This is a genomic window from Streptomyces sp. NBC_01283 (genome assembly GCF_041435335.1).
In the GTDB taxonomy this organism is placed as follows: domain Bacteria; phylum Actinomycetota; class Actinomycetes; order Streptomycetales; family Streptomycetaceae; genus Streptomyces.
Window position 1 is genome coordinate 3,610,124 of sequence record NZ_CP108430.1, and the last position, 14,667, is coordinate 3,624,790.

A 14,667-nucleotide genomic window follows, 5' to 3' on the forward strand; every position below is an offset into this window, starting at 1 on the left:
ATCAGGCAGCACGGGTCAGCTCCGTTCGGTTCCGGGAGAGCAGGCGGATGTCGACGGAGTCGAGTGCGTAGCGTTCGACCCCCGTGACCAGCTGCTGGGAGTGCTCGGCCAGGCGGCCCCAGCGGACCGCGGGCCGCTGGTCGTAGAAGGTTCCCCAGCGGGCCAGTTCCTCGGCGCCCAGGCGGGTGCCGTCGGCGTCGCACAGCCGGTGGGTGATGAGGCCGAGGCGCTTCGCGAGCGCCGCGGACCGGTTGGTCATCGTCATGGCGGCGTACGACCGGCCCAGACAGGCCTGGATCAGCGGAAGCGCGCGGTAGATCTCCGCGCCCGCCAGGTTCGCGACCGAGGCGACGCTGCCGAGCTGGACGATCTGGTGCCGCCGCACGTCCTGTCCCGCCGCCTCGCGCAGCGCGTCCTCGAGTGGTTCGTCCAGGTACCGCTCCAGGAAGACCGGTCCGTTCTCCGGGAAGGAGATCCCGATGCAGGCCTCCACCTCGTCGGGGCCGCCGTCCTGCCGTCCTACGTACGCGATGAACTGATCCGGATCCGGGGTCACCTGGGCCCCGAAACTCGTCCCGAACACCTTGCTGACCAGCGATGCGGATTCCAGCCAGACCGGCGTCCCCCGCCGGGCGATCACTATCTTCACGTTCCGTGTTCCTTTCGAGAATGGATTACTCGGCCGGTACGGCACCGAACTCACGCAGCACCACGGCGAGTTCTTCCAGCAAGGCGCTTTCCTGGGAGCGGACGAAGAAGTGTCCGCCCGGCATCGTGCGCAGCTCGGCCCCCCTGCTTCCGTGCTCCGACCAGGCGGCCATCTTGTGGACCGGTACCAGCCGGTCCTGCTCCCCCACGAACAGGCGCAGAGGCACCCGCAGCGGTTCGATCTCGTTCTCTTTCACCACCCCCGAGCAGAGCTTGAGATCGTCCCGGACCAGTGGCATGAACCGCTGACGGAATCTGCGCCGGGCGGCCAGCTCGGGCGGAATTCCGCCCAGTCCGGCCAGGCTCGTGGCCAGTTCCTCGTCGTCCGCCGCCGGGTCCAGGATCCGGTTGGGCGGTATGTGGGGTGCGCGGTGGGAGCTGAGGACGAGCGCCCGCGGCAGTGCGGCACCCCGCCGCTGTCTGCGCAGGGTCAGTGCGTGGGCGATGAACGCCCCCATGCTGTGTCCGTAGAGCAGGTGGGGGCGCGACAACGCGTCGTCCAGCTGCTCGTCCATCTCCTCCACCAGCGCGTCCAGGTCGGTGAACCGCGTCTCGTGGGCGCGCTCCTCACGGCCCGGCGGCTGCACCGGCCGCACCTGGACTCCCGCGCCGCGCACATCGAGCTCCCGCTGCCACCGTGCGTAGGAGGACGCGCCGCCGCCCGCACAGGGCAGGCAGAACAGAGTCGGCCCCGCGGCGGCGGCGGTGCGTGCCGGCTGCGGCAGATACGGCGTCTCGGTGACCCTCATGGACACCGAAGATTCCATTCGGGCAGGGGCTGGAAACAGTGGGTGCGTACCGGCGTTCGGGGTGGGTTTCTCTGCCCCGGGATGTGACCACGTCACACCCGTGAAGAAATCACAACGCCGGAATCGAATCCTCCAGAAGACCGCCTGCCATTCGGCGGAGCAAAGGTGAAGGGAAGTTTCCGATTACCGCGGTGCCGCTGGGGCCGGCGGGGGGTGAAATACGAAGGTGACGCATGGGAAAGTCTCACCCCCCACTGATGAGCCCTTCACTTTCTGCGGGCGCTTCCCCGTATGAGGATCCTGTCAACGGAGAACGCCTCCCCAGACCGAAAAGGAACGTGCTGATGATCGAGATCATTGCCGGCGCACTCACGCTCCCCACCACCGCGGACAGCCACACCTCCGCGCGTCCCGCACTCGTCGTGGACCACCTCGACGCGGGCGCCGACGACTCGGTGGCGCTGTTCACCTTCTGCACCCTCATGCCCGGCACGAGCACGGTCAACGAGCTCTCCCACGCATGACGGTCACGGGGGAAGAGACCGCGTTCGTAGAGTTCAAGAGCCACCTGCGCTGCGCGGTCGTCCCCGGAGAAGCGGCCTATCTGGTATCGCACTCCGGGATCACGGCCCTGCGCGGGGCGCAGGCGGAGGCGCTGGCCCCGCTGCTCGACGGGACCCGCACCCCGGCCGCCATCGCCCGCGCCGCCGCTTCCTCCCTGACCTCCGAGGAGGTCGGCGACGCGCTGCGGGTCCTCGCCGACGCCGGGCTGCTCCGCTTCCAGCGGCAGCCCGGCAGATCCCCGGCCGACCGGGCCGCGGAGGCCTACTGGGACCTCGCGGGCCTCGACGGTGCCCGTGCCACCGAGGAGGCGGCACGGGCGGCCGTGCGGATCGTGGTGCTCGCCGGGAGCGCGGACCCGGCGGCCGAGGTCCCGGTCCGCGAGGCCTGTGCGGCCTCGGGCCTGCGGATCACGGAATCGGCGGATGAGGCCTGCCTCAGCCTCGTCCTGTGCGACGACTACCTCTCTCCCGGCCTGCGCGAGGTGGACGCCGAGCACCGGGCTACGGGGCGCCCCTGGCTCCTCGTACGCCTGGGCGGTCCCGAGCCGTGGTTCGGGCCGGTGTTCCGCCCGGACGACGGGCCCTGCTGGTCGTGTCTGGCGACCCGGCTGCGCGGCCACCGCACCACCGAACTGCCCCTGCAGCGCGCGCTGCGCCTGGACCACCCGGTGGCCAGACCGGCCGCGGACCTGCCCACCGGGCGGGCGCTGGCCGTACAGGCCGCGGTCCTGGAGGCGGTCAAGTGGGCCAGCGGCCTTCGCAGTCCGGAACAGAGCACCGTACGCACCCTGAACACCCTCACGCTGCAGACCGCCACCCACCCGGTTTCCCGCCTCCCGCAGTGCGCGGAGTGCGGCGACCCGGCGCTCATGAGCGAGCGCGGCTGGCGGCCCACGGAACCGCGCAGCCGCCCGAAGTCGGCGGACGGCACGGGCGGCGGCCACCGCGCACTCGGCACCGCGCGGATGCTGCAGCGCTACGGCCACCTGGTCGGCCCGGTCACGGGCGTGGTGAAGGAGATCCGCCGGGCTCCCGGCTCCCCCGACTTCACCCAGGCCTATGTGTCGGGCCAGAACCTCGCCATGGAGGCCAGCACCCTGTCCGGACTGCGCGCCGGGCTCCGTTCGCTCAGCGGCGGCAAGGGCCTGACCGCCGAGGAGGCGAAGGTCAGCGCGCTCGGCGAGGCCATCGAGCGGTACAGCGGGACCCGGCGCGGCGACGAGGCAGTGGTGCGCGACACCTTCCGCGGCCTCGGCGAGGTGGCCCTGCACCCCAACTCCTGCCAGCTGTACGACGACCGGCAGTTCCGCGACCGGTCCCACTGGAACGCGGCCCGCTCGCCCTTCACCCACGTACCGGAACGCTTCGAAGAGAACCGCCCCGTCGACTGGACCCCCCTGTGGTCCCTGGCCACGGGCACGCACCGGCTTCTTCCGACGAGCATGCTGTACTTCCCCAGCGACACGGTGGCCGCGCACGAGCCGATCGCCGACTCGAACGGCAACGCGGCGGGCAGCAGCTTCGAGGACGCCGTGCTCCAGGGCTTCCTGGAGCTGGTCGAACGCGACGCCGTGGCCCTGTGGTGGTACAACCGCACGCGCCAGCCGGGCATCGACCTGCGGTCCTTCGCCGAGCCCTACATCGACCAACTGAGCGATGGGTACCGCCGGTTGAACCGCGAGATCTGGGCGCTCGACCTCACGGCCGACCTCGGCATCCCCGTCGTCGCGGCCTTCTCCCGGCGCACCGACAAACCGTCCGAGGACATCATCTTCGGCTTCGGCGCCCACCTCGATCCCCGCATCGCACTGCGCCGGGCGCTGACCGAGATGGGGCAGCTCCTCCCCGCCGTCTCCGGCGCGCGTCCCGACGGCTCGGGCTACCGCGTCGACCAGCCGGAAGCCATGCACTGGTGGCTGCGCGAGACGACGGCCAGCCAGACCTACGTGACGCCCGCAACCGACGCGTCACCCCGCGCGCCCCACTCCTGGTCCTACACCGCGCGGGGCGACCTGCGGGACGACCTCTCGGCGGCCACCGGCCTGCTCGCCTCGCACGGCATGGATCTGCTCGTACTCGACCAGACCCGCCCCGACATCGGGCTCCCCGTGGTCAAGGTCGTCGTTCCCGGACTGAGGCACTTCTGGGCGCGATACGCACCCGGACGCCTCTACGACGTGCCCGTCGCACTCGGCAGGCTCGCGGAACCGACGCCGTACGAGGAACTCAACCCGATCCCGCTGTTCGTCTGACACGGGAACTCATGAGTTCCCGTGGGGACATCTGACAGGACGTCTAACAGGAGAGGCATTTCTCCGGACGACGCACCACGCAAAGTCCTAGCCCTTCTCCACGAGTTCATGCGAAAGCACGGTTTTTCCCGGAAGGGACTGATGCGCAGCCATCCCACGTAAGGTCTGCTGGACGAGCGTTGTGGCCGAATACCGCGGGCCCGGGGTTCGGGGGCGCCCGCGAGGACGCGCTCTCGTACGCTCTCCTGGCAGAAGAGGAGCACTTCGAGGATGCACAGCGACACCAAGGACACGTCTGACGTGACCGGTTCCCGATGGAGCCCTCGGCCCGCCCCCCGGCTGGCCCACGTCATCCTGTTGGCGGCGCTCATCTGCTATCTCGGCATCACCGCGATCAATCTGCTGAGCCAAGGGCCTTCGACGCCCGAACTCATCACCGGTCTCGTCACGCTCTCCGCCGTATTCGGCCTGCAACTCCTGCATTCAAGGCCCGGAGCCGACCGCGCCGCACCCTGGTCGAAGGCCGCGACCCTGGGCGCGCAGGCCCTGCTGACCTATCTGCCCCTGGCCTTCTTCGGCATCCTGTGGGGGGCGATGGCGGGCTTCCTCGGCGGATCGCTGCTGCTCCTGCTGCCGCCCCGGGCGGCCTGGCCGCTCTACGGGGTGACCGGGCTGAGCCTGCTGATCCCGGGGATCATCGGCGGAATGTCCGTGGTCGACCTCGTCTACATGTGCCAGAGCACCCTGCTCACCGGCCTGGTGGTCTACGGCCTGTCCCGGCTCTCGTCCCTCGTCGAGGAGGTGTACGCCGCCCGCGCCGAGATAGCCAGGATGGCGGTCGCCAGCGAACGCCTGCGGCTTGCAAGGGACTTGCACGACCTCCTGGGCTACAGCATCTCGGCGATCGTGCTCAAGAGCGAGCTCCTGCAGCGGCTGGTCCGGGCCCAGCACCCCCGCGCCGACCAGGAGGTGGAGGAGGTCCTCGCCATCTCCCGGCAGGCGCTGAGCGACGTGCGCCGGGTGGCCCGCAGCTACCGCGACATGTCGCTCGTCTCCGAGGTCTCGTCGGCCAAGTCGGTGCTCGACGCCGCGGAGGTCGAGGTCGAGGTGGTCCTCGCCCCGGCCATCGAGAAGATCAGTTCGCAGGCCGGCACGGCGCTCGCCACCGTCCTGCGCGAGGGCGTCACCAATCTGCTGCGCCACAGCAAGGCTTCGCACTGCAACATCACCGCGGTGGTCGACGACGGAACGGCACGGCTCACCATCATCAACGACGGTGTGGTGGAGAACTATCACGATCCCTCGCCGGACAGCGGAAACGGCCTCGGCAACCTGAAACAGCGGCTCGACGAGCTCGGCGGGCGGCTGATCACCGAACGCGAGAAGGAGATACCCCCGGCCTGCGGGGGCTGGTTCCGGCTCGTCGCCGAGTTGCCCGCGCAGGCCGTCGGCCGAAACAGTGCGGAACAATCCCAGAAAATCGGGCGAATAAATCCGAATGGCGTGTTCTAGTCGGCTGATAACATGTGGCCGCGAGCAACAACGGGGGTTCGCGATACGGGTAATCATGGGGGGCTATCGATGATCCGTGTAATGCTCGCTGAGGATATGCAGATGCTGAGAGGCGCATTGGTCGCCTTGTTGAATCTCGAACATGACCTGGATGTCGTGGCCAGCGTGGAACGCGGCGACGAGATTCTCTCCACGGCCCGCGAGTTCCAGCCTGACGTCGCCATCATCGACATCGATCTTCCGGGCCTCGACGGCCTGAGCGCGGCGGAACAACTGCACGAACGGCTGCCGCAGTGCCGCACCTTGATCCTCACCAGCCTCGGCCGCCCCGGCACACTGCGCCGCGCGATGTCCGCCAAGGTCTCCGGATACCTGCTCAAGGACGCCCCGCCGCAGGAACTCGCCCAGGCGGTAAGGAAAGTGGCGGCGGGCCAGCGGGTCATCGACTCCGAACTGGCGCTGGCCGCGTGGGGCAGCGCGGACAGCCCGCTCACCTCCCGCGAGACCGAGGTGCTGCGCCTCACGTCACAGGGTTCGGACGCCGGCGAGATAGCGAAGCGGCTGCGCCTGTCGGTGGGGACCGTACGGAACTATCTGACCACCGTGGTGACCAAGCTCAACGCCCGCAACAGGGTGGACGCGATCCGCATCGCGAATGACTCCGGGTGGCTGTGAGGCCGCGCTCCACCATGAGCGGTATCGGGAAGCGGTGTCCGGGGGCCGTCAGGCCCCTGGCTGGGCAGCCACTCCCGCCGCCGCGAGGTAGCACAGGATGCCCTCCGTCACGTCGGCGGGCAGCGGCAGCACGGCGGTGATGGCCCGCAGCGTCACGGGACGGGCGAGGGCGAGGGCGAAGACCATCATGGCCTCCTGCCGGTGGATGACCAGGCGGTGCGAGGCCGTACGGGACTCAAAGACGGCCGTGAGCGGGTCGAACGCGAAGGAGAGGCCGAGGAAGAGCCGGATGGGTTCCAACTGATCCAGGGGTACGACGGTCAGGGAGGCCCCGCTCGCCTCGGGCAGGGGCGCGAACGAGAGCAGCGGACTGCTCAGTCCGTCGAGCGCGAGGGTGCGGACCAGCAGGTGGGGAAAGCGCCCGAACACCGGCCGCATCATGACGTAGACCTTCGCGTCCCGGTCCCGGCCCCCTTCGCCGTCGTCCAGCAGCGCGTTGCCGAGCAGCACCGGACCCAGTTGCATGCGCCGGAGTACTTCGAGGACGGTCGGCTCCGGGCACGCCAGGCGGGCGGTGCCCTGGTCCCAGGTGAGCACCAGGGACCCCGTGACCGCGTCGGACTCGACCTCCACGTCCTCGCGCAACGACCAGAGATGCCGGAGCCGTCCACCAGGCAGCTCCAGCAGGTCGATCGTGGCCTCCATGCGCGCGCTCCTCGCAGTGTCTGAGTGTGTCCACTCTGAAGGCGCGCGAAGGAGTCCCGACAGTCATGAACTCATGCCGGGGACTGTGATCCCTTCACGGGTTCGGGCCCCGGCATCGTCTGCCGGCTGCGGGGGGGCGGGGATATTCCGGTGACGGCGGAGGCACGGCTGCCTAGACTCGCAAGCCAAGTGATCGGTCAACCGATCAGTCGAGGGAGAGGACCGGGCCATGCGTCACCGCACAGCTGCCCGCGCTCCCCGGACCCGGTTCGACGTGATCCTGGTGTCTTCGCGCGTGCGGTGCCGGCTGCGCGGCCGTCACCGAGTGTCCGCGGCGACCACCTGACCCACCTGACCACCTGACCCACTGCCGTCCGGCTCTCCCCTGCCGGCTCCTGCCTGCTCGCTCCTGCCTGCGGGCTCCTGGAACAGTCACGTGGAACAGTCCCGCCCGGAAATCGCGCTGCCCCGCCCCGCAAGACACCGAAAGGCCCAGGGCCATGCGCACCAACACCCACACCACCAGCAGGACCACCACCAACACCGCACGCCCGCAGGCCCGTTCATCGGCCGACGTACGGAACCTCGGCATCCTCGCCCACGTCGACGCGGGCAAGACGACCGTCACCGAACGGATCCTGTTCCTGACCGGCGCCACCCACAAGCGGGGCGAGGTCCACGACGGCACGACCGTCACCGACTTCGACGCGCAGGAACGCGACCGCGGGATCACCATCTTCGCCGCGGCGGTCAGCTGCTCCTGGGACGGCCACCGGATCAACCTGATCGACACCCCGGGTCACGTCGACTTCGCCGACGAGGTGGAGCGTTCGCTGCGGGTGCTCGACGGCGCGGTCGCGGTGTTCGACGCCGTCGCGGGCGTGGAACCGCAGAGCGAGTCGGTGTGGCGGCAGGCCGACCGGTACGCGGTGCCGCGGATCGCGTTCGTCAACAAGCTGGACCGGGCGGGCGCCGACCTCGACACGGCTGTCGCGTCCATCAGGGAGCGCCTGCACACGGTTCCGCTGGTGGTGCAGCTGCCGGTCGGGCAGGAGGACGGGTTCACCGGGGTCGTGGACCTGCTGGGCATGCGTGCGCTGATCTGGCACGCGGGCAACGACACGTACGAGGTGACGCCGGTCCCCGAGACCCTGCGCGACGAGGCGCACCGGCGCAGGCACGCGCTGGAGGAGACGGTGGCGGAGCTGCACGCGACGGCGATGGAGGAGTACTGCACGGCATCGGCACTCTCCACCCCCACGCTGGCGGCGGCGCTGCGCGACCTCACCCTCAGCGGTGAGGGCGTGGTGGTGCTGTGCGGGTCCGCCTACCGCAACCGCGGAATCGAGCCGCTGCTCGAAGCGGTCGTGTCCTACCTGCCGTCGCCGACGGACGTTCCCGCGGTGCGCGGGACCCTGGGCGACACCGTGCAGGAGCGGCCCGCCGACCCCGCGGCGCCGTTCGCGGGCCTGGCGTTCAAGGTGAACGCGACGGCGACGGGACGGCTGACGTACGTGCGTGTGTATTCAGGGACGATCACGAAGGGAGAGACAGTGATGGACGCGGGCACGGGCCGCACCGAACGCATCGGCCGGATCCTGCGCGTGCAGGCCGACCGCCACGCGGAACTGGACCGGGCGACGACCGGGGACATCGTGGCCGTGGTGGGCCTGAAGACGGCCCGCGCCGGCACCACGCTGTGCTCCCCCGCGGCGCCGCTGGTCCTCGAACCTCCCGCGGTGGCCGCGTCGGTGGTCTCCGTGGCGGTCGAGGCGCGCAGGAGCGTGGACAGCGGCCGGCTGTCGTCTGCGCTGGCACGCCTCGTCGAGGAAGATCCTTCGCTGGCGGTACGGGTCGACCGCGAGACGGGCCAGACGGTCCTTTCCGGCATGGGCGAACTGCACCTGGAGGTCGCGGCGGAGAAGATCCGCCGGGCTCACGGCATCGAGGTCGGCGTCGGCCGCCCGCAGGTGTCGTACCGCGAGACGGTCGTGCGTGGGGTGTCGGGTCTGGTGTACCGGCACGTCAAACAGGACGGCGGGGCAGGCCAGTTCGCGCACGTGGTCCTGGACGTCGACCCACTGGAGGCACAGCCGGGCACGACAGACACCTTCGCGGCCGACACCTTCGCCTTCGCCGCCACGGTCACCGGGGGCCGGGTGCCGCAGGAGTACATCCGGGCGGTGGAGGCCGGCTGCCGGGACGCTCTCGCCGAGGGCCCCCTCGGCGGGCATCCGGTGACGGGTCTGCGCGTCACGCTCACCGACGGGGCGACCCACTCCAAGGACTCCTCGGAGATGGCGTTCCGGACGGCGGGCAGGTTCGCCCTGCGTACGGCACTTCGGGCGGCGCGGATGGAACTCCTGGAACCGGTGGTGGAGTTGACGGCGACACTGCCGGAGGACGCGGTGGGCGGAGTGCTCGGTGACCTGGCGGCACGTCGCGGCCGGGTCACGGATTCGGCCACCCGCTCCGGCACGGCCACGGTCACGGTCACGGTCACGGCGACGGTGCCGCTGTCCGAGCTGTTCGGCTACGCGTCACGTCTGCGCAGCCGTACGCAGGGCCGGGGCACGTTCACCACCCGGCCGCTGGGCTACGCGGCGGTCCCGGCGGGCGTCGCGGCCGGGGTGCTCGCCCGGTAGGCAGAAGCGGGGTCACGCCCCCACGGCATGACCCCGCTTCGACGCCACCTCCGCCGTTACCGGAGGGAGAAACTCCGGGCGGCGGACTTCTTGGCGCCTCCTCCATTGATCACGAACTGCGAGCCGGGCTCGATCAGGATGTTCCCGTCCCGCGAGTCGGTGATCGTCACGTCCGTGAGCGTCGCGCTGCCGCGTGCGCCGCCCATGGCGAGGATGCCGGAGCCGTTGTTGGACTTGGAGATCGTCACGTCGGAGATCGTCACGTCCGGCATGGCACCGCCACCCGTCTTGAACTGGATGCCGTCGTACGTCGAGTCATGGATGTCGGTGTCGCGGATCGTGACGCCGGGGATGGAAGGACCCTGCGCGAACAGCGTGATGGCGCCGAATTCCTGGTCCTCGTTCCAGAACGCGCCGCCGGTGCGGTAGAGCCCGTTGTTCGCGATCAGCGTCTCCCCGGTGAAGGGGATCGGGTCGTGGTCGGTCGCGAGCATGATGCCGGGGTAGTTCATGGTGTCGTACACGAGGTTGTTCTCGATCTTGTTGCCGTAACCGCCGTACACCGCGATGCCGTTGGCCCGCCAGGGCAGCTGCACCGTGTTGTTGCGGAAGACGTTGTCGTGACCGGCGTCCACCGACGTGTCCTTGACGTACTTGCTGGCCCACACGGCGAGCGCGTCGTCACCGGTGTTGCGGAACGAGGAGTTGAAGACGGTCGAATTGCGGGTGCCGTTGGTGAAGTTGATGCCGTCGGCGTACGTGTTGCGTATCCGCATCCCGCTGAACTCCAGGCCGTCGCCGGGGCCCCACAGCTCGGGGATGTTGCTGTAGTCGCGGCCGACCCAGGTGCCGACGTTGGCGTGCTCGATCCATACGTCGTCGATCTTCGTGTTCTTGCCGAAGCGGCCGTTGAGACCGACGCCGCCCTCCGCGTTGCCGTCGCCGCCGCGGATGGTGCCCGAGCCGAAGATGGCGATGCCGGAGATCTTGGTGTTGTCGTCGATGTCGAAGCCGAAGTTGCCCTCGTGCGGATGGTTGATGCCGCCCGCGTCCTGCGGCGGGGTCAGCGTGTAGAGCTGCGAGTGCCACATGCCCGCACCGCGGATCGTGACGTCACGGATGCCCACCTGGTTGAACTGGCCGCGGTTCAGCGGGTCGTCGGTGAGGATCTTCTGCTCCTGGCGCCACTGTCCCGCCGGGATCCACACGCAGGCGATGTCGCCGTTCTGGTCGGCCGTCACGGCGCGCTGGATCGCGGCCGTGTCGTCGATGCCGTCGTTCGGGATCGCTCCGTACGTGGTGATCGAGGTGCACTCGGCGGGCTTGCTAGCCGCGGGGGCCACCTGCTCCAGATCGACCAGGTCGACGATGTAGAACGCGGCGTCGTCACCGGCGTCGCGCTGCAGCTTGAACTTGGTGCCCTGCGGATACGTCTGCGCGAGCAGTGCGTGCGACTCGTCGAAGAGCCGCCGCGCGTCGCCGCCCGGGGTGTTGGTCAGACCCTCGGGCTGATCGGTGTTGCCGTACAGCCAGCTGTGCTTGGAGGAGAGATTCAGCTTCTGCACGAACTTGCCGTCCGCGTAGAGGCTGAGGGTCTTCTCCTGGCCGCCGCCGCCCGGCGCGTCGGGGATGGAGTTGCGTACGACGATGGAGTTGGACGCGCTCGTCGAGGTGAACTCCACATACTGGCCAGCGGAATTGAGGCGCACCGACTTGCGTCCCGAGGACTCCGATGCGTAGTTGGTGTGACCGAAGGTGCGTTCCGCGTCGGCCTCCAGGAGGGTGCCCTCGTACCGGGCGTCCTCCGCCTCGTACTCGACGTAAGGGACGGCCGCCCCGCGCCCGACGACGATGGAGCGCGCGAAGACGTTGTTGTTCTCGTTGGTCTCGGCGACGGCGTTCGTGGCATCCGCGGTCGCGGTGAGCGTGGCACCGCCGCTGGCGGCGGTCCAGCTGCCGCTGATGTTCACGGTGGCCGTCTCACCCGCGGCGATGGCCGGAGTCGTGCCGTTGAGCGTGGTGCCGCCCACCGTCAGCCGGGCCACCGATCCCGCGCTCACGCCGCTGGTACCGCGGTTGTGGACCTTCGCCGCGAAGGTGACCTTCGCGCCGACGGCGGGGTTGGCCGGGCTGGACGTGATCCCGGTGACCTCCAGGTCGGGCCCGGGAGCCTGACCGACCGTCAACTTGCTTTCCGCAGTACGGCTGTTGTTGTCGTCGTTCTGCTCGTCGATCGTGTCGGTCGGGTCGACCACCGCGGACACGGTGTAACTCCCCTGTGCCCGCTTGCCGATGCCGACCTTGACGACGGCCGACTCCCCGGCGCCGAGCGCGGGCACCGGAGCACTGCCCGCGACGGTGCCGCCGAGACTGACGTTCACCGTGGTCGCGGCGGCTGCCGCGCTGCCGGTGTTGCGTACCGTCGCGTTCACGTTGATCGTGTCGCTCTCGGAGGGCTGCGCGGGATCCCAGGTGAGGTTCGAGACGGTCAGGTCGGGGTTGGGGGCCGGGGTCCCCATGACCTGGAACTCGGCGGCCTGGGCGCCGTATCCGGAGCTGTTGCCGAAGATCTTCAGCTGTACGTCGGCGTACCGGCCGCTGACCGGGATCGTCACGGAGTTCTGATTCCCGGACGGGTTGAACGAGTAATCGGCCCGCGCCTTCACGGACTTGAAGTCCTGGGCGGCCTGCTCACGCCCGAGCACCTCGATGCTCTGCGTGCGGGTCGACCAGGCGGCGTCGGGGTTGAGCTTGACGACGACCGAGGCGAGGTCTGCGTTGGCGCCGAGCTTCACCGTCAGCGTCGACGGATGGCCGCTCGACTCCCAGTAGGTGCTGGTGCTGTTGTCGTTGGCGTTCGTGGCGAAGTAGTTCTGCGTCGACGAGGACGCCTCGATCGGCTTGTTCAGGGCGAGGTTCACGGGCTCGGCGGCGGGCCGCGCGGTGGCCGCGCCGGAGCCGAGGGGCACAATGCCGAGGGCTATCAGTCCAGCACTGAGCAGGGCGGGGATCAGCCGCCGGCTGCGTTGCTTCCGTCTCATGGCGTCGTCCTCTGTTCCACGGGGGTGCCTCTATGTCTTTCGTCAAGCGAGGCGTGGGGTGCGGGGTTCGTAGAAGGTGCCGTCGCGGAGCATCGCGAACAGCACGTTGATCCGTTGCCGGGCGAGCCGGAGGAGGGCTTGTGTGTGGGTCTTTCCTCTGGCCCGGCATTTGTCGTAGTAGGCGCGGGAGGCGGGATCGTGCAGGGCGGCGAACGCGGACAGGAACATCGCCCGTTTGAGTTGCCGGTTGCCGCCTCGGGGGGCGTGTTCGCCGTGGATCGATGTCCCGGATGACTTGGTCGTGGGGGCGAGGCCGGCGTAGGAGGCCAGGTGGGCGGCGGTGGGGAAGCCGGTGCCGTCGCCGACGGTGACCAGCAAGGTGGCGGCGGTCCTGACCGCGACCCCCGGAATCGAGGTCAGGACCGCGGAAAGAGGGTGAGCCTCCAGCAGCTGTCCGATCTGCGCTTCCAGAGCTCGTCGTTGCTCGTGGACAGCCGTGAGCGAACGGGCCAGGGAGGGGATCACGACGTCGAGGGTGCCGGTGCCCGGGACCACGACGGTCTGCTCGTCGAGCGCGTCGAAGACCTCGTCGATCAGCCGCTGGGCCATGCGCGGAGCCTTGGGCCGGATCACCTCAACGAGCCTGCGGCGGCCGGCTTTCCGCAACGCGGCCGGGGACCCGTAGCGTTCCAGCAGCCAGGTCACGGCCTGGTGGTCCAGGCGCGGGCCAAGGACGCGCTCCAGGCTGGGGTGGAACTGGGTGAGCAGGCCGCGTATCCGGTTGGAGGTGCGGGTCGCCTCGGCCGCCAGGTCCTGATCGAAGCCCACCAGCACGGTCAGCTCGGCGGTGATCTCGTCGGTCAGTTCCAACGAGCGCAGGGTGTGTGGCATGGTCCGGGCCGCGTCCGCGATCACCGCGGCGTCCTTGGCGTCGGTTTTCGCCTCGCCGGGGTAGAGGTCGGCGATGCGTCGCATCGACAGACCGGGCAGGTAGGCGACCTTGCAGCCGGCGTCCCGGGCGACGGTCAGGGGCAGGGCGCCGATGGAGGCGGGCTGGTCCACGATCACCAGGACGGTGTCGAACTTGGCGGTCAGCTTGTCGAAGACGGCCCGCAGTTTCGGCTCGCTGTTGGGCAGCTGCTTGTCGAAGACCTTCTTCCCGGCCGGGGTGAGGCCGTGCCCGTGATGGGCGCTCTTGCCGACGTCCAGACCCAGGAAGACGCCCACGTCGTCGATGTTGTCCAACCCATCCTCCCTAACGAGGTTCGTGCGGTGCTGGCCAGGGCGTTGGCGTCGTATGCGCGCATCCACGTTATGCAGACCTGCCGCCCGCGAACGGCCGGGCATTGCGCCAGGCCAGGCGGTGGTCGGACCTCTCATCAGCGTCTCCAACGGCGCCTCTCGGGCCCGGTGACACCACCCCCCAGGTCATCGGTTCGACAGGGGGCAACAGTCATGCCGGGCCCGGAGGCCAGCGGTCCCATTGCGGAACCGCGAAGAAGATAACGGGGCGGGGGAACTGGGAGTACTGGAGGAACTGGGAGTGCCGGGGGAACTGGGAGTACTGGGGGAAGTTCCTGACGTGAACTCACGACGCGCATGGGTCTATGCGGAATTTTCTGAGTCCAGTCGATTTTTTGCACTTGCAGGACCACAGATTTGCCCCACGCCTCAGGAATGTCAACGCTTCACGCACACCATGTAACTCCTGTACACAGCAAGGGTGTTCACCGTGCGCCGCAGCACCGCCGGGGCCCGGGGCGACATGCGCCTGGCCAGCGGATGGTTTGCACGGAGCGAGGAGCGTGAGGGCCGGC

10 protein-coding genes are annotated in these 14,667 nt (G+C 69.4%); 5 read left to right on the forward strand and 5 right to left on the reverse strand.

Annotation, left to right across the window (positions count from 1 at the left end; all coding sequences use genetic code 11):
• Position 1: 1 nt before the first annotated feature.
• Complete coding sequence (locus OG302_RS16295) at positions 2-649, reverse strand: thermostable hemolysin (protein WP_371527463.1); 648 nt, start codon at positions 647-649, stop codon at positions 2-4.
• 25 nt (positions 650-674) lie between these two features.
• On the reverse strand, positions 675-1,457 hold the full coding sequence (locus tag OG302_RS16300) for a thioesterase II family protein (protein ID WP_371527464.1): 783 nt from the start codon (positions 1,455-1,457) through the stop codon (positions 675-677).
• A 344-nt stretch (positions 1,458-1,801) separates the two neighbouring features.
• Here OG302_RS16300 and OG302_RS16305 point away from each other — a divergent pair, with 344 nt between their 5' ends.
• From OG302_RS16305 to OG302_RS16320, 4 genes are all read left to right on the forward strand, one after another.
• A complete protein-coding gene (locus OG302_RS16305) occupies positions 1,802-1,981 on the forward strand; it encodes a hypothetical protein (RefSeq protein ID WP_371527465.1) in 180 nt (59 codons plus the stop codon).
• The gene (locus OG302_RS16310) at positions 1,978-4,272 is read left to right on the forward strand and encodes a TOMM precursor leader peptide-binding protein (protein WP_371527466.1); all 2,295 of its coding nucleotides are present in this window, start codon (positions 1,978-1,980) and stop codon (positions 4,270-4,272) included. Before OG302_RS16305 ends, OG302_RS16310 begins: the two co-directional genes overlap by 4 nt.
• 270 nt (positions 4,273-4,542) lie before the next feature.
• Positions 4,543-5,784, forward strand: coding sequence for a sensor histidine kinase (locus OG302_RS16315; RefSeq protein WP_371527467.1), 1,242 nt, complete (start codon positions 4,543-4,545; stop codon positions 5,782-5,784).
• 69 nt (positions 5,785-5,853) lie between these two features.
• Positions 5,854-6,459 carry a response regulator transcription factor gene (locus OG302_RS16320; RefSeq protein WP_371527468.1) on the forward strand — a complete coding sequence of 202 codons (606 nt, stop codon included), beginning with the start codon at positions 5,854-5,856 and terminating at the stop codon, positions 6,457-6,459.
• A 48-nt stretch (positions 6,460-6,507) separates the two neighbouring features.
• Here the strand turns inward: OG302_RS16320 and OG302_RS16325 are convergent, their stop codons facing one another.
• Positions 6,508-7,164, reverse strand: coding sequence for an NADH oxidase (locus tag OG302_RS16325; protein WP_371527469.1), 657 nt, complete (start codon positions 7,162-7,164; stop codon positions 6,508-6,510).
• A gap of 500 nt (positions 7,165-7,664) precedes the next feature.
• On the opposite strand from OG302_RS16325, the gene fusA reads away from it, so the two are divergent.
• Positions 7,665-9,809 (forward strand): elongation factor G, encoded by a 2,145-nt coding sequence (gene fusA, locus OG302_RS16330; protein WP_371527470.1) that lies wholly within the window; start codon positions 7,665-7,667, stop codon positions 9,807-9,809.
• A 56-nt stretch (positions 9,810-9,865) separates the two neighbouring features.
• Here the strand turns inward: fusA and OG302_RS16335 are convergent, their stop codons facing one another.
• Together OG302_RS16335 and OG302_RS16340 are read right to left on the reverse strand one after the other, a co-directional pair.
• The gene (locus OG302_RS16335; RefSeq protein ID WP_371527471.1) at positions 9,866-12,850 is read right to left on the reverse strand and encodes a CARDB domain-containing protein; all 2,985 of its coding nucleotides are present in this window, start codon (positions 12,848-12,850) and stop codon (positions 9,866-9,868) included.
• 42 nt (positions 12,851-12,892) lie between these two features.
• Positions 12,893-14,095, reverse strand: a complete 1,203-nt coding sequence (locus OG302_RS16340; RefSeq protein WP_371527472.1) for an IS110 family transposase — start codon at positions 14,093-14,095, stop codon at positions 12,893-12,895.
• Positions 14,096-14,667 lie beyond the last annotated feature (572 nt).